Raw genomic sequence first — 19,167 nt, 5'->3', positions numbered from 1 at the left:
AATAAACAGTGCCTTTTGTTCTGATTTTTCTTATTTATCGCTTTTTTGAGACTGCAGGGGCTTACCAGCTTCAAATAATTCAATAAATGTTCCACCACCTATACCAACACTTCCCCCAAGATAAAGAACAAGATCCTTTTCAGTTATCAGTTTCTTTCCAATAAGATCCTTTACAAAGGAACAGATATATTCCTTACTGTTTTCATCGGCCGGCAGGTAGCTGGCAAAAACGCCATACGAAAGGGCCAGTTCACGCATTGTACGTTTATTGTAACATTGTGCATAAACCGGGTTTCTACCTCTGAATGCTGCCAGTATACGTGCTGTCCTCCCTGTTGAGCTATCGGTAAGTACAGCTTTTGTATTTACCCTGGATGCGGCTTTTACAGCCTGTTTACTCAGGAATGCAGTAACATCATGATCATCGTGAGAAAAAGGAATACGAATATCATTTGCTGCCATTTTTGTCTTCTCGGCCTCTTCTGCAATACGCGCCATGGTTTTTACGGCCTCCACTGGAAACTGACCATATGCTGTTTCCCCGCTTAACATTAAAGCATCGGTTCTGTAATAAATTGCATTCGCAATATCCGTAACTTCAGCCCTGGTTGGGCGCGGATATTTTATCATGCTATGCAACATTTGTGTAGCAACGATAACCGGTTTCTTTGCCAAAACACATTCTCTTATCAGATGACGCTGTATTCCAGGAATTTTCTCCTGTGCTATTTCAATTCCCAGATCACCACGAGCCACCATTACACCATACACCACACCAAGAATTTCGTGAATGTTTTCAACACCTTCCTGGTTTTCAATTTTGGCAATAATTTTGATCTTACTGTTTTTGGCATCAAGCAATTTCTGGATATCATGAACATCCTGGGCAGATCGAACAAATGAATGTGCTATAAAATCAATATCCTTTTCTATTGCAAAACCGATATTACTGATATCCTTTTCTGTTAAAGAAGGAAGATTAATCCTTACGCCCGGAACATTAACACTTTTGCGGCTGCCTAATTCTCCATTATTCAGTGCTTCACAATATAAATATTCCTCATCTTTACCAACAACTTTTAAATCTATTTCACCGTCGTCAATTAAAATATTACTGCCTACAGATACATCTTCAACAATTTTATCATAAGATACACAAATACATTCCGGTGAACTTTTTACTCCCGGCGCACCTTTTAGTTTTAACTTTTGTCCCAAAGAAATTTCGAGCGACTTATCCAGTACAGTTGTCCTTATCTCGGGACCTTTTGTATCCATTAGGATAGCAATATCATCAGATACCTCTCTCACATTTGTAATAACTCTGTTAATACCCTCATGATCCATATGAGCGGTATTCATTCTTACTACATTCATTCCTGATTCGTACAACGAACGTACAAATTCTACGTCACAACGAAGATCTGAGATCGTCGCTACAATTTTTGTATGCTTCATAATATAATAATGGAATTTCTGATACTGTTAGTCTCTGCTTTTAAAACTTTCAAGAGCCAGCCGGTAGGAATCGAGACCAAATCCACTTATAGAACCGTAGCAGACCGGTGCTATAAAAGAATGATGTCTGAAGGATTCCCGTTTGGCAATGTTACTGATATGGACTTCTATAACAGGTGAATTAATAGCTGAAATTGCATCTGCAATAGCAACCGAAGTGTGCGTATAAGCGCCGGCATTTAATACGATCCCATCGTAAGTAAACCCTACCTCATGCAATTTATCGATTAATTCCCCTTCAGAATTTGATTGGAAATAACTCAGATCGAATTCTTTGAATTTTTGCTTAATTTTTTCAAAATAAACTTCGAAATTCTGGTTGCCATAGATATTCTTTTCTCTGACTCCCAACAGGTTTAAATTCGGTCCGTTTATTATTAATATCCTCATTTATAATATTTTATAAATTTAGCTTATCTGCTCTGCAAAAGTAATGCAAATATTCTGAATTTGTACAACAAATAGATTACAGATTGAATAAATTAAGAAATATCATTATTTTAGATCAAATTTATTTGTATTGAAAGAAGAGATTATTTTAAGGAACTTTAAAATGTATCTCAGGCTTGAAAAGTCCTTGTCTGAGAATTCTGTTATGGCATATATGGCCGATCTCCAGAAGCTGACACTGTTTTGTGAAGATGCCAACCTGTTACCCTCAAAACTTTCATACAAAGATCTGAGTCTTTTCATTGAATCACTCGCGGACCTTGGAATATCACCCCGCACGCAGGCACGCATTATTTCCGGAATCAAATCCTTTTATAAGTTTCTGGTTCTTGAAAAGGTAATAGATGATAACCCTACAGCGTTAATCGAGGGACCTAAAACAGGTAGAAAATTACCGGATGTACTGAGCCTGGACGAAATAGATAGTATGATTGCAGCCATTGATCTTTCAAAGCAGGAAGGACAACGCAATAAAGCCATATTAGAAACACTTTATGGCTGCGGATTGCGTGTTTCGGAGCTGATCAATCTAAAAATATCGGAAATCTATTTTGATGAGATGTTTATCCGGGTTATTGGAAAAGGAGATAAACAAAGATTGGTCCCCATAAATAAAAGGGCACTGAATGAAATTATGCTCTATCTCCGGACTGACCGTGTTCATCTGGATATTGAAAAAGGTCATGAAGATTTTGTTTTTCTTAATCGCCGCGGGAAGCAGCTTACGCGAGTGATGATTTTTACCATTATAAAAAATCTGGCTGAAATGGCAGGCATACATAAAACGGTTTCACCTCATACATTCCGACATTCCTTTGCCACTGATCTTTTGGAAAACGGGGCTAACTTAAGGGTTATACAGGAAATGCTGGGGCATTCATCCATTCTGACCACGGAAATTTACACCCATTTAAACAAGGAAACCCTGAAAAGCACAATAGAGGAATTTCATCCCCGAAAATAGGATCAAACTACAATTTCCGGTAATAATACTCCAGTCAGTTCAAGAATAGCGTATACCAGGCTAATCACTGAAAGAGCTATAATAATAAGGCCTGTTATCCTGTTTAAACGCCACAGCCCCCGCAGGTTGATTTTTTTTCGGAACAGACTTACGATAAAAGACAATGAAAACCACCATAAAATAGCACCGGAAAAAATTCCCGGGATCACAATTAACCGTTCTGCCATACCTCCGCCCTGCATTACTTTAAATCCGGCAAAAACGCCAATAAACACAAAAATCAACAGAGGATTGGAAATTGTAAGTCCGAAAGTGGTAATCATATCCTGAACATAGGTTCCTGTTCCCGATTGCTTTTGCGCCTTACGTAGCTGAACAGCAGGATTGGATCTGAAGGTAAAATACCCGAATACTATCATCACCAGACTTCCAAAAAGTTGAATCCAGCTTTGTTGTTCTTTCACAAAATCAATGATATAAGAAATACTGAAACCAGCAATGATAGCGTAGATCATATCAGAAAAAGCAGCCCCAATTCCGGAAGCTAATCCCGAATGCCGCCCTTTATTCATAGTACGTTGTATAATTAAGACGCCAATCGGCCCCAACGGAACAGATGCTAAAAGCCCTATAAGTATACCGTCATAAAATTTTTCAAACAACATGGCCGCAAAGATCAAAAAAATTAAATACGTACTAAAACATTGGCACAAATTTCAGACTCTTTTTCTAGTATTTTTTTTAGGCCTCTAAGATATAGATCAAAAGGTATGCATAAAAAAGACTGCTCCAAAAGACATTTACGAATATGCTCTGTAGTTCGCATTTTGTTGCGCTCTCAACAATTCGAAGAATGCTTTATGAACAGTCCCGATTTTATTCAAAAAATTATCAGCCAATAATCAGCTTATAACCTTTTCCGTGAATATTGATGATTTCAACTCCCGGTTCATCTTTAAGATGCTTTCTTAGTTTCGTAATATAAACATCCATGCTTCGGGCATTGAAGTAATTATCATCAATCCAGATTTTCTTTAATGCATAATTCCTTTCCAGAACATCATTCGCATGTGAACACAAAAGCTTAAGCAGCTCAGATTCTTTTGTAGTAAGTTTAACTGTACTGCTTTCGTCTGACAGCGTTTGTTTTTGTGTATCGAATGAAAACTTACCGAGCTGATAAGTTTGCTGCTCTTTTTGTTTTACTCCTGAAGTTCTTCTAAGAATCGCTTCAATCCTGAAGAGTAATTCCTCCATACTGAAAGGTTTAGTCAGATAATCATCTGCACCTATTTTAAAACCTTCCAGGATATCTTCTTTAAGCGATTTTGCTGTTAAAAAGATAATCGGAATTTCGGAATTCAGTACTCGTATATCCTGTGCCAGAGAGAACCCGTCCTTTTTAGGCATCATCACATCTAAAATGCAAAGATCATATTTTTGCTTCATAAAAGCATCATATGCAGCTTCACCATCCGGTTTTAAGACGGTCTCGAAACCTTTTGCCATGAGATACTCCCGTAATAACATGCCAAGATTTTCGTCGTCTTCGGCTAATAGAATTTTGAATTTTTCTTCCATCACTATGGGTTATTTAAGGGTAAACAAATTATGAATGTTGTACCTGTGTTTACTTCACTTTCAACGCGAATTGTTCCGTTATGGTCATCGATAATCTTTTTCACGTATGCCAGTCCAAGTCCGAATCCCTTCACATTATGAACATTTCCGGTCGGCACACGATAAAATTTCTCGAATACGCGTTTCAAATTTTCTTTCTTAATACCTATACCATTATCTTTAACACTTATGTAGAGCTTTTGTTTTTCATTCCACGTTCTAATTTCCAGTTGAGGCTCTCTGTGACAATACTTTAATGCATTATCGAGTAAGTTAAAAATAACATTGGTAAAATGTAGTTCATCTACTGCTAAATAACTTTGTTCAGCTTCAAGTTTTTCTTCAATATGACCATTTTTACTTTCAACTTTCAGCGAAAAGTTAGTTACCACGGAATGGATCAACTCATTTATATCGTATTCGTTTAGCTTCAAACGGCTTTTGTCCTTGTCAAATATTGCCATCTGCAAGACCTTTTCCACCTGAAAACCTAAGCGTTTGGTTTCATCATGTATGACCCTTGATATATGTGTAAGACTTTGAGGAGTCTTTGAAACACCTGTATCTTTTAACATCTGCGACGCCAAAGAAATAGTTGAAATAGGTGTTTTAAATTCGTGGGTCATATTATTTATAAAGTCATTCTTTATTTCCGACAGTTTTTTCTGCTTAAAAAGAATATAGATCATTAATGCGATAGACAAAATAAGAATTGTGGCAAAGATGAGCGTAGGTGTAGCCAATCGCATAGACTGGAATATATAGCTCTTTTTTGTAGGAAAATAAACGGAAACAAAATGAGCTTTAGGGTGAATGTCATTGGGGAACAAATGTCTTTTATAGACAGCATTAATATTTTTTACAGATGAAGGATCATCTGTATACACCGTATCTCCTTCATTATTGACTACAGTTACAAAAAACGGTAAATAAATCCCATTATCATAAAACTCATTATTTAATTCACTTTTTAACTTACTTAAATTTATACGGTCTATAACAGGCCGGTCCTCAATGTCAAGTAGTTTTTGAATATGCGTTAACCTGTCCCGCTTCTGTTTCACCCTGCCGTTTATCTTCTCATTAAGTTGCATCTGCCTTGAAGCAAATGTTTCAGGTTTATTTGAATTAAGATTTAACTGTGGTTTATTTGACAGATTTTGTACCGATTTTTCATACGTCCCGACCACCTTAGGCTCACCATTTTCCTTTTTAATCTCGTAATTAAACCGTTCTGATTGAATATTAATGGAAATCTGCCCGTTTCCAAGGACTGGATTAGCTTCGCTAACAGTATCTTCTGCCAGCATCTCCTCCGTTTCCAATGTCTGAATTACCCTGGTAATGCAATTATTTACTATCTGGTTGAAAAGATCGTTACGCTCATGAACCATACGGGTTACAAAGACAAACTGAATAAACAGCAACCCGATAAAACAGATCGCCACCACAGATGCTAAAATCCATATGTAAAATCTCTTCATGGACACAAATATACATCTTGCCTTTGCATTGCAATATGTATTAACAAAGTTTAACAGGCACAACTTGCTAATAATCAAAATGTTATAATCTGTTAAAATCATTAATTATTTGATTTTTAACATTTTGAGATAATGTTAAATCCACATAACTGACTAAATACATGTTAGGTGAAAAATTAAAAAACCAAAAAATGTAAACAAAAAAATGATTTTGCTATATTTGCGGCTCATAAAAAGAAAAACGTTCTTTTTTAATAGCAGCGGGATGTAGCTCAGTCCGGTTTAGAGTACACGTCTGGGGGGCGTGGGGTCGCTGGTTCGAATCCAGTCATCCCGACCATTGAATATCAAGGGATTAACTATTATAGTTAGTCCCTTTTTCATTTTGTTTGTTACAAACCTGTATCTTTAAATATGTATTTCGTCATCCCTGCTTATTCTTAAGACAGTGTTCCAATTTATAAATCACAGCTTTATTTAAACAACTCGTCAATTTCTTTCTGAGAAAGGTTCTGGAAGGGATTATTGGTATTGATAAATGTACTGGCCAGTTCGCTTTTCTTTTCCTGCAGTTTGCTGATCTTTTCTTCAATGGAATCGCTGGTAATAAACCGGTAAACCATCACATGCTTATCCTGACCAATCCGGTGCGCACGGTTTACTGCCTGCATTTCTGCCGCCGGGTTCCACCACGGATCAATAATAAATACGTAATCAGCTTCGGTGAGGTTCAAACCGACACCACCTGCTTTCAGACTGATCAGAAATACATGGTTATCAGGATCATTCATAAATGCATCAATCACCTGTTCCCGGTTTTCTGTAGCGCCCGTTAACATGCTGTATTTCCATTCCTTTTTAATAAAATACTTTTCCAGTATCTTCAGATGTTTTACAAACGACGAAAAAACCAACACCTTATGTTTCTCAGCTTTCAGGTTTTTCAGGTTTCGTTTGATCCGGTCATATTTACCGGAATCTCCCTCATATTCTTTGTTTACAAGAACCGGATGATTGGCCAGCAAACGCAACCGCATAAGTCCCTGAAGTGCCAGTAAGCGGGTTTTGTCAACTCCGGCGCTCTCAATATTTTGTAGCAGATTATTGCGTATTCCCGATTTTTCTTTCTCATATAATTTTTTCTGATCATCCGTCATCGCACAATATAAAACCTGCTCATGCAACGGTGGTAAATCCTTTGCAACCTGATGTTTGGTTCGACGCAAAATAAAAGGCTGAATAATTTTCTGTAAACGCTCTTCACGTTTCTCGTCCTTATTTTTTGTGATAGGAATTACAAAATGATTCCTGAAATAATTCTGTGATCCCAGCAACCCGGGATTGATAAAATTAAACTGTGCCCACAGATCCTGCAGCGAATTTTCAATGGGTGTTCCCGTAATGGCTAAACGGTGTTTCGCATCAAGCTGATTCACCGCCCGGTATATTTTGGATGACGGATTTTTAATAAAATGACTTTCATCCAGAATCAGGTAATGATACTGGTACGTTTTAAGAAATTCAAGGTCATTACGGACAACGCCATAAGATGTCAGGATCACATTAAAATGACGGAATATTTTCCAGATATCCATCGACCTCAACCGCTTATTACCTGTGTAAGTATACACCAACATACCCGGACAGAATTTCTTTATCTCGTTCTGCCAGTTATGAAGCAGCGACTTAGGCATTACAATAATGCTGGCCGGTAACCGGTGTGCTTCAGCTTCTGTTTCAGGCTCATCATTCAGGTTCTGATCAAAAAGATTGAGTTGTTCCTTCGGTTTGGTATCATCAATGATCCTGTTGACAACCCTTCTCTTTTTGGTTCCAAAGCTACCTTCATATATGTATTGCAATACGGTTAAGGCCTGCAATGTTTTTCCCAGTCCCATATCATCTGCCAGACAGCCTCCAAACCCATTTTTTCGCAGGTGCATTAACCATGAGTATCCTTCTTTCTGATAGCTTCTTAATGTGGCATTAAGACTTTCTGGAACCGGAATATTAATATCGGGCCGGTGTGAATATACATCCTCAAGTACCTCCCGGTCAACCTGCCTTACATCACGATTCTGTAGCAGATTAAAATGGATTTTATCCAGAACTATTTTATCCTCTTTCTCTTTGCTAAACTTAAAAATCTCCTGATAGCGTGTAAACCATTCTGTCGGTAAAACCACAACCTCACCATCTGGTAGCTGATACTCGCGTGTGCCGGTTAAAATATGCTTTTTAAACCTGATAAACGGAATGGTATAACCTCCAAGTTTTACAGTCCCGTACAATTCAAACCAGTCAATGGTATCCGACATATCCATCGTCAAATCAATATTCCCGGTATAAAATGTGGTTTTATAGTGGCTCTGGTCAATTTCAAAACCAATATCATTCAACTTTTTGGTGTTTTTATTGATCCAGTTGACCAGCATATAAAGGTTAGCTGAAACATTATCTGTAAATCCTTCAGGCCTGAAAAATGAATTCTGTTGTTTTTTTACACCGGTCTCTGTCAGCTTTTGCTCCAGTTCCTCTTCCCAAATCCATTTCCGGTTGAACCGCTGAAAAATATAAGCTTCATTTTCTTTAAAAAAACTGACATCCACTGCCTTCCTTCCACTTCTGATAAAATACCGGTTACCATATTTAAATTTAAGGCTCAACACAGGTTGTCCATCCAGATCTTCTTCAAGAAAAAGATGTGCAGAATGTTCCGGTTCCTGATCAATGATAGAAAAACCTTCGGCCAGAACGGTATTATTCTTAATAGCATTCAACACAAATGTTTCCATATACTTATTTCGTGCTGATCCGGGTATTTCAATGTGTCGCTTTTTAGTAAACGGTTGAAGTTTTTTGGCATCCACATCATTAAAGTTGAATAGAGAATGACCGATTACTACCCATGCAGGTGAATTACTGAGGATAATCAGATTTTTATTCATCAGCTTTATATCATCGCCCCTGTGACGTATGGAAAGACTGTAGTGAATAGCTGTCTTTTCATCGTTGAAATTAAAGATGGTCTTTGAGTCAGAACCTGCCATCTTTAACTGGTCCGCATCATAAAGGTTATTATAATTCGGTTTTCGTATAAACACAGGTATCTCGTACTCAACAATGATGTTCAAAATTTTATCAGCCCACTCTTCAATAAAAGGCCTTATGCGCTCTTCGAAGCGATCAAGGGTTAATTGTCCGAAAAACTCGTTAACTGTTTTAGTTTTGCTGAAAAGCGCTACGAGATTATGTTCTGAATATTTTTCAAAATACCGGATAATGGTTTTTTCATGCTCCTCAAACTCATACCCTTCCTTTCCAAAATGGAATGTTGAAGCCTGCTCATGAAAAGTAATAAACGATTCATTCGTTCTTTTCACAAGCGTCGGAACAACTATCCATCCCAGATAGCGATGCTCGGTAATGGTTATGATAAACTGGTACTGCACTTTTGCTTTATACTGATATTAAATCCTTTTTTTATCATCAATAAACGACAAAGATAATGCATTCCAATTTTCAGCAATAAGCCCAACGTAGATTTTATGCCGCTTCAATTTGAAATAAATAAATAAAAATATATGGAAACATTATCGGCAGCAGATAAAACACCACCTACCTTTTGGATCATAAAAACCTGATTATCAAACTGAATATAAATATCAGGCCAGTATATTTTAAACATTCCTATAAAATGGTTCGCTTAAGTTTGTATATTTGTCGCGGTTTAATAAAAAATTTATAAAATGAAACTACTTGAAGGGAAAACAGCTTTAATTACCGGTGCAGCCCGTGGTATTGGTAAAGCAATTGCCATTGAATTTGCCAAAGCAGGTGCCAATATTGCATTTACAGATCTTAGAATTGACGAAAATGCTCAGGCTACAGAAAAAGAAATAGAAGCTTTGGGTGTAAAAGCAAAAGGTTATGCTTCAGATGCCAGCAAATTTGAGGAAACTCAACAGGTTGTGGAAGCCATTAAAAACGATTTCGGACAAATTGATGTTCTGGTTAATAATGCCGGAATTACAATGGATACACTTTTAATGCGTATGACCGAACAACAGTGGGACGCTGTTATAAACGTTAACCTGAAATCTGTTTTCAACTTTACAAAAGCAGTTCAACCTATCATGCTGAAACAAAGATCCGGATCCATTATCAACATGAGTTCTGTGGTTGGTGTAAGTGGAAACGCTGGTCAGGCTAACTATTCTGCTTCCAAAGCCGGAATGATTGGTTTTACAAAATCTGTAGCCAAAGAGCTGGGATCACGCGGTATCAGAAGTAACGCAATCGCACCTGGTTTCATTATCACTGAAATGACCAATAAATTGTCTGATGAAGTTAAACAGGAATGGGCTAAAACAATTCCTCTTAAAAGAGGTGGAACTCCTGAAGATGTAGCAAATGCCTGTATCTTCCTTGCATCAGATCTCTCGCAATATGTAACCGGACAAGTACTGCATGTTTGCGGTGGAATGAATATGTGACTTTAGACACAAGAACCAGGATTTAAGACTTAAGATAAATTTGTTCTCGTGATAAAAGGAGGTGGTTCCGATGACCATCGGAATCGAAAGATTTCAACTGAATAATCGCATTTATAAGATAATTAAGAGCTGCCAATGGGTGGCTCTTTTTTATTGCATATTTTGTTCCGATCAAATAAAACATTACTTTTAATCTGTTTACCACAAATCATTAACGTCTAATTAAATTAACTGATGAAAAACCTGTTGTTGCTATTGTTTTCCAGACGGTTTAATCCCGTAATTGTATTTATATTTCTACTCCTACCGGCAACTGAATTCTTATATGCTCAGAATGATTCTGTATTACTTCAGAACGTTCTCAAAACCGTGCAATATGGGATGGGACTATCATCACAGGTCACCGGAACCAGCAAACTAAACCTGTTCGGGCAACCACTGATTATACTGGATGGAATGCCATACTACACCTTTAGTTCGGATATAATAAATTATGCCACCGCAGATCTCAGTGACATAGCCAATATGCTTGGAATTTCAGAAGAAGAAATTGAATCTGTTACAATATTAACTAATCCTACCGATTTAATGAGCTATGGTTCTGCAGCAAAAAACGGTGCCATTTATATTACAACAAAAAAAGCAGCTGACACAAAATTCAATATCAACTACAGTTTAAAAACACATATGAGTTGGGAAAAACAGGGATATAAGATGTTAAATGGCGATCAGTATGCAATACTCATTAAAGAGGCCCACATGAATACATACGGTTATCCATTGGACACGAGACTTCACAAAGAATTACTCTATCAGCCTACAGAACCATACTACTACTATAATTTTGGTCAGAATACAAACTGGTTTAATGAAATCACTCAAACCGGATTTCAGCAAGAGCATAACTTATCCGTTAATGGAAGAATTAAAGGTATTGGATACAGATTCTCGACGATGTTCAATAAAGGAACCGGAACCATTATCAATACAGGAAATAGAGATTACAATTTCAGATTATTTCTGGATTACAAAATCAAAAATATCGGATATGTCTCTGCCGGACTTGATTATAAAAACCTCACTTCTGATAATTGCAATATCCCTGAAACCTTTTCTGACATTAGAGAACTGGCATTAAAAATGATGCCCAACATGTCCGTCTATGAATATACAGAAGAAGGCGAAAGAACTGATAAATTATTTCTGCCCTATTCCCCATTTCAAGGTTCTCAATTCATTAACCCGGTGGCTGCAGCTTTGCAGTTAAAAAACAACACGAAACAGTTCGTCGTCAATCCACAATTAGTTATAGATGTAGAACCATTTGAATCTCTTTCCTATAATTTAAGTCTTAATTATAACAATCTCAGCTATGAAAATAAAAAATTTTATCCTGATTTATATGACCATTATCCTTCTACCAATTTTCAAGGAATAAAATATAATAGAAACTCATATAACGAAAACCTGAATATACGTAACCGTATTATTTTTAAGCCTAATCTTGGTATAAAGCACACACTTAATCTGTATGGTGAATATAATTTTAGAATCTCTAAATACGGTGGCAAAGAGTCTAATGTAAGTCCTTACTCTACCACAACTATAAATTATATTGAATCTAAAAATAAAATAAATGATGCACTTGTCGGATTAATTTACACCGCATTTAGTAAATACAATATAGAATTAATAGGTTCAACCGAAAAGATGAAATTAGATAAAACGAATTATGACAGAACACTCAATTATAGCGGAAGCTTACAATGGTTAATTTCTAATGAAAGTTTTTTTACGTTTAGGCCTTATATCAATTCCATGAGATTTAAAGTCTCCAAAGGGATTACATACAATCCTTACACCATAACTACGACACGTTACGAGCCAACTCGAATTTATATTGACAGACTGGACACAGTTGAAGTATATGAATCTACTGACTTTGATCTGAATACTTCTTTTTTAAACAATAAGATATTATTAAAAATTAGCTACTTTAAAAGATCTTATGCTAACGAAAATCTTATTTCAACATATCTACCTGTGGCTCCCGGAGCAGCAGAACCCAATATTGTTTTTCAGAATTCAGATGTTCACGGCTGGGAAATACTTTTTAATTCTCAACTTGTTAATAAAAATGATTTTAAAATCAATTTTGGAATTGATTTTAAGAATACTAAAAAATCAATCTCATATCTGAATTTTCCAAGTTATTATTTTTCTTATTCAATTTATAACGGGATCTATCCTAATGATAATTTTGAATTAAACAAACCTTTTGGAGAAATCGCCGGACTTAAATATATGGGAGTATATCAATACGGTTCTTTCATTGCCGGATCTCAGGATGATGCGCCGGTTGCAAGAGATAAAAGTGGAAATGTAATCAGAGATATAAACGGCAATCCAATTTACATTACTTACAAAGCAAATGATGTAAACTATATCTTTCAGGGTGGAGATGCTAAATACCAGGATCAAAACTTTGACGGGACCATTGATGAGAATGATGTTGTCGTTATTGGTGATGCCAGACCATTACTTTCAGGTACATTCGGTCCGGATATAACATTTAAAAGATTTTGGCTGGGAACCTTTTTTAATTTCAGTTATGGCAATGATATTGTTAATCTGGCCAGAATGAATCTTGAAAACATGTATACCTCATCCAACCAGACCATTACAACACTTGACCGATGGAAAAAACCAGGCGAAGTTACTGATGTTCCAAGAGCAGTATCTCATTTTAGCTACAACTGGCTGAGATCTACACGATTTGTTGAAGACGGTTCTTTTCTACGTTTAAAAGCTTTAACGCTTAAATATGCTTTGCCTGAACATATCTGTGGGAAACTGCATCTGAAAAGCCTGTCATTTTATGCTACAGGTAAAAACCTGATTACGTGGACAAAATACAAAGGAGCTGATCCTGACATCAATCTGAATACGGACTGGTATAATTACGGTTTCGATTCTAATTATGCAGCACCAATTCGCGAATTGATTTTTGGCATTAATGTTGGATTATAGTATCGTATAACTATGAAAAAAGAAACTATAAAATTCTGTTTGATTCTGACCATATTCATTACTGTATTGAACCTCTTTCCTGTTACAGGTGCTTCTCCTGATTCTATCCTAGGGAATAATGTACTGAAGGCTGGGCAATATGGTATGGGACTATCATCAAAGGTCACCGGAACCACCAAACTGAACCTGTTTGGGCAACCGCTAATCATTCTGGATGGAATGCCATATTATACCTTTAGTTCGGATATTATAAATTATGCCACCGCAGATCTCAGTGACATAGCCAATATTCTTGGAATTTCAGAAGAAGAAATTGAATCTGTTACAATATTAACTGATCCTACCGAATTAATGAGCTACGGTTCAGCTGCAAAAAACGGTGCGATTTATATCACAACAAAAACAGCAACTGACACAAAATTCAAAATCAACTACAGTTTAAAAACACATATGAGTTGGGAAAAGCCAGGATACGAGATGTTAGATAATAATCAATATATAAATTATTTAAATGAAGCCCACTGGAATACATTTATCAAAGATGAATTAATCAGCGGAGTCCCGGATCATTACTTCGACTATTTCATGGAGAATTTAATGATTAATCCAAACTATTTAAGTAATACTAACTGGTTTAATGAAATTACTCAAACCGGATTTCAGCAGGAACATACATTGGCAATTAACGGCAGGCTGAATGGATTAGGATACCGTCTTAGCACTATGTTTAACAAGGGAACAGGAACCATCATCAATACAGGAAATACAGATTACAATTTCAGGTTATTTTTAGATTATAAGGTAAGAAACCTTCTATTTATTTCCGGAGGAGTTGATTACATAAACCGTTCAAATAATGACTACTATAAATCGGATAATGTAATGGATATTAGAGAACTAGCTTTAAAGATGCTGCCTAACATGTCCATTTATGAATATACTGAAGAGGGAGAAATGACAGAAAATTTCTTTTTGCCACCTATACCACTGCAAGGTTCTCAATTTATTAATCCTGTAGCTATAGCCACACTCGCAAAAAACAATCTTAATAAGAGTTACTTAAATACATTCATTAATCTTCAATTAAATATTTCAGACAAGCTGTTTTTCAACTCTAGAGCAGCACTCTCAAATCATGTAAAAAAAGGGTATCAATTTTTATCCGATCTGAACACTTTTGAAGGAATTAATGGTTCAACAAAGTATGATTCCAACTATAATGATATTTATTTAACTTCCTTAAACAAATTAAAATATCATCCAATCTTATCTCAAAATCACAGTTTACAGGTAGTTGCAGGAGTCGATTATTCAAATTTTAAAAGAGATTATACCGTTAGTTTATTAAGAGAAAACGATATTTCAAACATCCGCAGATTTACGTCCCAAAACTGGGAGAATTCAACCTTAAATAATTCATTACATGCAAAATACACTGCCTTCAATAAATATGAATTTCAAACAAACGTCAACCTTATAAATAACTCATTTGAAAATGAATACCTGGATTGGTCAATTAACTATGCTTTTCGGGCAGCATGGAATATTAACGAAGAAAATATACTTTCAAATCTTAAATTTTTTAATGCTTTAAATCTTTCAGTTTATTATGCGAATACCAATACACCTGTGTCAGATTACAACAAGTATATTGAAGATCCTTTTAAAACAATCAACTCTCAAATAGTACACAAGCATCTTGTTCGTAGCATATATTCAGAGAATGAGCAACTAAACACATTCAATTTCGATCTTTATCTTTCAGTTTTAAACAATCGATTAAAAATTAATGCCGATTACTTTTATTATGCATTAGTTAATGAAATAATTGCGGACGGGATAAAAATTTACGACATGGATTTACCTTATTTGGTTACACAAAACTCTGCTGTTAAAGGATGGGAGGTAAATTCATCATTAAACCTTGTAAATACCGCCAATCTTAAATTCGATGTGAATGTGTCTTTATTTAATTCTGAAAAAATCATTACGGATATTAACTATCCAAATGCTTTAAACAGAACAGGTTCTTACGAAAAAGAATTTCATATTAATGATCCTTATGGAATAATTTATGGATACAACTATTTAGGAGTAGCCTCTGAAGGAATCTATTCAACTCAACTGGAAAAATTTGTTCAACCGGCTTTGGATGAGAATGGAGATCCAATTTATGACATTGAAGGAAATATAATACCCATGTTTTACTCTTATTATTTTAATCAGGTTTTTGAACCTGGTGATGCACGCTATCAGGATCAAAACTTTGATGGTATTATTGATGATAAAGACATAACGGTTATTGGAGACAGCAGACCGCTTGTTTCAGGAACTTTTGGTACTGCATTGACCTATAAAGGACTTTGGCTTGGTACTTTTTTTAACTTTCGATATGGAAATGATATTGTAAATCTCACACGAAGGGAGTTGACCGGAATGTATGATTATACCAATCAATCTCAGGAAATCTTAAACATGTGGAGAAAATCTGACGATATCACCAACGTTCCAAGAGCGTTGTATTTTAAAAAATATAATTGGTTGGAATCTACCCGTTTTGTAGAAGATGGTTCTTTTTTACGTTTAAAAGCTTTAACACTTAAATATAGTGCTCCTGAACATATCTGTGGAAAACTGCATCTGAAAAGCCTGTCATTTTATGTTACAGGTAAAAACCTGATTACGTGGACCAATTACAAAGGAGCTGATCCTGACATCAACCTGAATGTGGACTGGTATAATTACGGTTTTGATTCTAATTATGCAGCACCTATTAAAGAAATAGTTTTTGGTGTTAATATTGGAATCTGAGTTTTAGTTGTTCTTTAATATATTTTGTTATTTTTGATTTAAATTACTTGTTGAATGAAAAGTTTGAATATACCTGTTTGGATTCTAATATGCTTTATCTTCATTTCAAATTTTGCCCTTTCTTCGGAAATTTGCAAAACAGATAATGCGTCGTCAGAATTAAATGACATTATCAACTTTGATGAAAAAACCGTTTATAATGAGTTTTCAGATATAGATTTGTTCGTTTCACAGTTGAGCAATCGCAGTATTAACTCATACGAAATCCCTGCCAGTATATTATCAGATCAGGTACAAGTATCATTAAACCAACAGCAAACAGATATTAATTATAAAACATCTCTGGGACTCCCTTCTATTATCTGGGGTTGTGCTTTCGGTGTACCTGGTGTGATGTTTATTTATGCTGCGACCAATCGTGATGTAAAACAAACAAATAATGCGTTTGCAGGTTGCTTTTTCAATACAGTTGCTCTTGTATTTATCTTTATTTCAACCGAAAACAATATAAACTACTTTTAATATTTATTAGTTATGAAAAAAAACCTTTTAAAAATTACCGCACTGGCTGTTGCCCTTGTTTTGTTAGATGCCCAAATTCAGGCTGCGAACTTATTCAGTTCTTACCAAACAGATTCCGAAATCAGTGATTTTTTTGATTTTAATGAAAATGAAATTTATGCAGAATTTGAAAATTTTGAAACATCATCCAACGACAACAACCTTAATGATTTAGCTGCTATCCTGCCGGTTCCAAACAAAAGTGAAAATTATACCCCTGACGATGCATTTGGAATACCATCTTTTTTATGGGGGTGCATTGGCGGAGTGACCGGAATCATTCTGGTTAAAGTGATTACAGAAGATAACGGCGAAGCTAGAAAAGCATTTACAGGTTGCGTTGTAACCTATGCATTAGCTGGTGCCATGTATGCCATTTATATTGTTGGCGCAGTCAATCAGTAATAGATATTTTTAAAAAAGAAAGCCATTCAGATTAAATCTGGATGGCTTTTTTCTTGACTATATAGAATTGTTCTGTTATATTTGCTATTCGTATTATTAACCCAAATATTATAACCATGGCTAAATTTTTTCAAAAATTCTTAGCTGTATTTTTAGCACTAATCTTGCTAAATCTGCAGACTTTCGCATCTCCTTTTACTGGATCAGATTTTAGTGATGAAGCCCAGGAATTGGTAAACTTTAACGAAGATGCTATTTACAGTGAATTTCAGGAAATTGATGCGTTATCAGACATGCTTTTATCAAACGATGTCTCTGCAGACGAGATTACAGATAATTCTATGCTGGAAAACGTAAGTATGAATGCGTCCCTCCCTTTAAGTGCTGATGAAGACGGAACAACAGGGCCTCCTCTTGGTATACCTTCATTCCTTTGGGGTTGTATATTGAGTTGGGTAGGTATTTTGATTGTTTACTTCATGACCGAAGAAAACAAAGATGAAACCAAAAAAGCAGTATGGGGTTGTGTTGCAGGTGCTGTAGCATATACTTTATTCTATGTTATAGTTTGGGGCGTTGGAGCTGCTGCTTCAGCATCAACATATTAAAAAATTTCATATCCTTTAAAAGCCAGTCATTGACTGGCTTTTTTTATGTCCATTACTTGTAATATACTCGTTCAAAAATTACATTTGTATAATATAATTATTTGTTACCTGTTATGCAGAAAATTCTGTTTAAATTCATTTCGATAATTTTAGCTTTCCTGTTAATAAATATTCAGGTTCTGGGAAGTAATATGATCAGTATCTCGTCCGGCTCAACAGATAATTTTGATGAGATAATCAATTTTGATGAAGATCTGATTTACAGTCAGTTTGATGAAATCAACGATTTAGCAAACCAAATAAATTCTCAGGGCGCACTCGCTGAAACTGCTCATAATTCTTTACTTCTTAAAAATATTTCTATGGAGGCCTCTCTTCCGTTGCCTGAAGATGATGTAGACGCAACCGAGCCTCCTTTAGGCATACCCTCATTTCTTTGGGGTTGCGTTTTCGGCGTAGTAGGAATTATTGTAGTTTATATTTTTACTGACGAAAACAAAGTGGAATTAAAAAAGGCATTAAACGGATGCGTTGTTGGCTATGTTGTGCCAACAGTAGTATACGTATTAGTTTACGCAGTATTTGTAGTAGCCGCAACGTCAGGTTCAACATCAAGCAATTTACAATACTATTAATTTGAATAATTAAAGGTAAAAGCTATATTTGTATATGTCGCTTCTATGACAATATAACTCACTTAAATTAGCTATTATGAAAAAGTTTTTTCTAAAAGTTGCTTCTGTACTGATGGCACTCGTATTGTTTAATGCCCAGACGTTTGCAGGAGCACTATCATTTAGTAGTTCTGACCTTTCAAACGAAGCTCAGGAAGTTTTAAACTTTAGTGAAGATGCCATTTATGCTGCTTTTTCAGAGATTGAAGATGTAACCAGCCTGATTTCTCAAAGCGATGTAACATATGAAGAGCTTGCTTCTCAGGATGTTGCAAACCTTGAACTTGTCAGTTCATCCTCGTCTTTACCTTTATCGGCTGATGGCGAAGTAGGCCCTCCACTTGGTATTCCGTCATTCCTGTGGGGATGTTTGTTAAGCTGGGTAGGTTTGTTAATAGTCTACTTCATGACAGACAGAGATAAAGATGAAACCAGAAAAGCGCTGTGGGGTTGTATAATCTCAACATTGCTTTACGGGGGTGGATTACTTTTCACTTATTAAAATACAGAACAGCCCGGTGCAAATCCGGGCTTTTTTACATACTT

15 protein-coding genes and 1 tRNA gene are annotated in these 19,167 nt (G+C 35.8%); 10 read left to right on the top strand and 6 right to left on the bottom strand.

The features are described from left to right. Nucleotides 1–30 precede the first annotated feature (30 nt). Complete coding sequence (pyk, locus tag ACE01N_RS08265) at nucleotides 31–1,458, bottom strand: pyruvate kinase (protein ID WP_375728989.1); 1,428 nt, start codon at nucleotides 1,456–1,458, stop codon at nucleotides 31–33. A gap of 27 nt (nucleotides 1,459–1,485) precedes the next feature. Continuing rightward, nucleotides 1,486–1,908, bottom strand: coding sequence for a type II 3-dehydroquinate dehydratase (gene aroQ / locus ACE01N_RS08260; protein WP_380586980.1), 423 nt, complete (start codon nucleotides 1,906–1,908; stop codon nucleotides 1,486–1,488). A gap of 130 nt (nucleotides 1,909–2,038) precedes the next feature. On the opposite strand from aroQ, the gene xerD reads away from it, so the two are divergent. After that, the gene (gene xerD / locus ACE01N_RS08255) at nucleotides 2,039–2,932 is read left to right on the top strand and encodes a site-specific tyrosine recombinase XerD (protein ID WP_380586977.1); all 894 of its coding nucleotides are present in this window, start codon (nucleotides 2,039–2,041) and stop codon (nucleotides 2,930–2,932) included. Nucleotides 2,933–2,934: 2 nt separating this feature from the next. Here the strand turns inward: xerD and ACE01N_RS08250 are convergent, their stop codons facing one another. The 3 genes from ACE01N_RS08250 to ACE01N_RS08240 all read right to left on the bottom strand — a co-directional run bounded on the left by ACE01N_RS08250 (nucleotide 2,935) and on the right by ACE01N_RS08240 (nucleotide 6,036). Further along, nucleotides 2,935–3,597, bottom strand: coding sequence for a LysE family translocator (locus ACE01N_RS08250; RefSeq protein WP_380586974.1), 663 nt, complete (start codon nucleotides 3,595–3,597; stop codon nucleotides 2,935–2,937). A gap of 226 nt (nucleotides 3,598–3,823) precedes the next feature. After that, nucleotides 3,824–4,513 carry a response regulator transcription factor RprY gene (gene rprY, locus ACE01N_RS08245; RefSeq protein ID WP_380586971.1) on the bottom strand — a complete coding sequence of 230 codons (690 nt, stop codon included), beginning with the start codon at nucleotides 4,511–4,513 and terminating at the stop codon, nucleotides 3,824–3,826. 2 nt (nucleotides 4,514–4,515) lie between these two features. Beyond that, entirely contained in the window at nucleotides 4,516–6,036 is a 1,521-nt protein-coding gene (locus ACE01N_RS08240; protein WP_380586968.1) for a sensor histidine kinase, read from the bottom strand. A gap of 261 nt (nucleotides 6,037–6,297) precedes the next feature. Between ACE01N_RS08240 and ACE01N_RS08235 the strand changes: the two genes are divergently transcribed. Continuing rightward, nucleotides 6,298–6,376, top strand: a tRNA-Pro gene (locus tag ACE01N_RS08235). Between the two features lie 133 nt (nucleotides 6,377–6,509). On the opposite strand, the gene ACE01N_RS08230 is transcribed toward ACE01N_RS08235, so the two are convergent. After that, nucleotides 6,510–9,488, bottom strand: a complete 2,979-nt coding sequence (locus tag ACE01N_RS08230; protein WP_380586965.1) for a DEAD/DEAH box helicase — start codon at nucleotides 9,486–9,488, stop codon at nucleotides 6,510–6,512. A gap of 297 nt (nucleotides 9,489–9,785) precedes the next feature. Between ACE01N_RS08230 and fabG the strand changes: the two genes are divergently transcribed. The 8 genes from fabG (at nucleotide 9,786) to ACE01N_RS08190 (ending at nucleotide 19,123) form a co-directional block, all read left to right on the top strand. Then, nucleotides 9,786–10,532, top strand: coding sequence for a 3-oxoacyl-[acyl-carrier-protein] reductase (fabG, locus tag ACE01N_RS08225; protein ID WP_375728945.1), 747 nt, complete (start codon nucleotides 9,786–9,788; stop codon nucleotides 10,530–10,532). A gap of 234 nt (nucleotides 10,533–10,766) precedes the next feature. Then, nucleotides 10,767–13,562, top strand: a complete 2,796-nt coding sequence (locus ACE01N_RS08220) for a SusC/RagA family TonB-linked outer membrane protein (protein WP_380586962.1) — start codon at nucleotides 10,767–10,769, stop codon at nucleotides 13,560–13,562. 12 nt (nucleotides 13,563–13,574) lie between these two features. Then, nucleotides 13,575–16,373, top strand: coding sequence for a SusC/RagA family TonB-linked outer membrane protein (locus ACE01N_RS08215; RefSeq protein WP_380586959.1), 2,799 nt, complete (start codon nucleotides 13,575–13,577; stop codon nucleotides 16,371–16,373). Between the two features lie 54 nt (nucleotides 16,374–16,427). Continuing rightward, complete coding sequence (locus ACE01N_RS08210) at nucleotides 16,428–16,895, top strand: hypothetical protein (protein WP_380586956.1); 468 nt, start codon at nucleotides 16,428–16,430, stop codon at nucleotides 16,893–16,895. Nucleotides 16,896–16,907: 12 nt separating this feature from the next. Next, the gene (locus ACE01N_RS08205) at nucleotides 16,908–17,339 is read left to right on the top strand and encodes a hypothetical protein (RefSeq protein ID WP_380586953.1); all 432 of its coding nucleotides are present in this window, start codon (nucleotides 16,908–16,910) and stop codon (nucleotides 17,337–17,339) included. Between the two features lie 116 nt (nucleotides 17,340–17,455). Beyond that, nucleotides 17,456–17,947 (top strand): hypothetical protein, encoded by a 492-nt coding sequence (locus tag ACE01N_RS08200; RefSeq protein WP_380586950.1) that lies wholly within the window; start codon nucleotides 17,456–17,458, stop codon nucleotides 17,945–17,947. Nucleotides 17,948–18,060: 113 nt separating this feature from the next. Further along, the gene (locus ACE01N_RS08195; protein ID WP_380586947.1) at nucleotides 18,061–18,582 is read left to right on the top strand and encodes a hypothetical protein; all 522 of its coding nucleotides are present in this window, start codon (nucleotides 18,061–18,063) and stop codon (nucleotides 18,580–18,582) included. A gap of 76 nt (nucleotides 18,583–18,658) precedes the next feature. Next, nucleotides 18,659–19,123 (top strand): hypothetical protein, encoded by a 465-nt coding sequence (locus ACE01N_RS08190; RefSeq protein WP_380586942.1) that lies wholly within the window; start codon nucleotides 18,659–18,661, stop codon nucleotides 19,121–19,123. Nucleotides 19,124–19,167: the final 44 nt, after the last annotated feature.

The sequence above is a fragment of the Quyinboa ferrireducens genome (assembly GCF_042436675.1).
Lineage (GTDB): Bacteria > Bacteroidota > Bacteroidia > Bacteroidales > UBA5342 > JBHJHP01.
This window is presented reverse-complemented; position numbering and strand designations above follow the sequence as displayed.

Coding starts and splice junctions, on each gene's coding strand:
- aroQ (WP_380586980.1), bottom strand. CDS start 1,908: ATGAGGATATTAATAATAAACGGACCGAATTTAAACCTGTTGGGAGTC.
- rprY (WP_380586971.1), bottom strand. CDS start 4,513: ATGGAAGAAAAATTCAAAATTCTATTAGCCGAAGACGACGAAAATCTT.
- ACE01N_RS08190 (WP_380586942.1), top strand. CDS start 18,659: ATGAAAAAGTTTTTTCTAAAAGTTGCTTCTGTACTGATGGCACTCGTA.
- ACE01N_RS08250 (WP_380586974.1), bottom strand. CDS start 3,597: ATGTTGTTTGAAAAATTTTATGACGGTATACTTATAGGGCTTTTAGCA.
- ACE01N_RS08205 (WP_380586953.1), top strand. CDS start 16,908: ATGAAAAAAAACCTTTTAAAAATTACCGCACTGGCTGTTGCCCTTGTT.
- fabG (WP_375728945.1), top strand. CDS start 9,786: ATGAAACTACTTGAAGGGAAAACAGCTTTAATTACCGGTGCAGCCCGT.
- ACE01N_RS08215 (WP_380586959.1), top strand. CDS start 13,575: ATGAAAAAAGAAACTATAAAATTCTGTTTGATTCTGACCATATTCATT.
- ACE01N_RS08200 (WP_380586950.1), top strand. CDS start 17,456: ATGGCTAAATTTTTTCAAAAATTCTTAGCTGTATTTTTAGCACTAATC.
- ACE01N_RS08240 (WP_380586968.1), bottom strand. CDS start 6,036: ATGAAGAGATTTTACATATGGATTTTAGCATCTGTGGTGGCGATCTGT.
- ACE01N_RS08210 (WP_380586956.1), top strand. CDS start 16,428: ATGAAAAGTTTGAATATACCTGTTTGGATTCTAATATGCTTTATCTTC.
- pyk (WP_375728989.1), bottom strand. CDS start 1,458: ATGAAGCATACAAAAATTGTAGCGACGATCTCAGATCTTCGTTGTGAC.
- ACE01N_RS08220 (WP_380586962.1), top strand. CDS start 10,767: ATGAAAAACCTGTTGTTGCTATTGTTTTCCAGACGGTTTAATCCCGTA.
- ACE01N_RS08195 (WP_380586947.1), top strand. CDS start 18,061: ATGCAGAAAATTCTGTTTAAATTCATTTCGATAATTTTAGCTTTCCTG.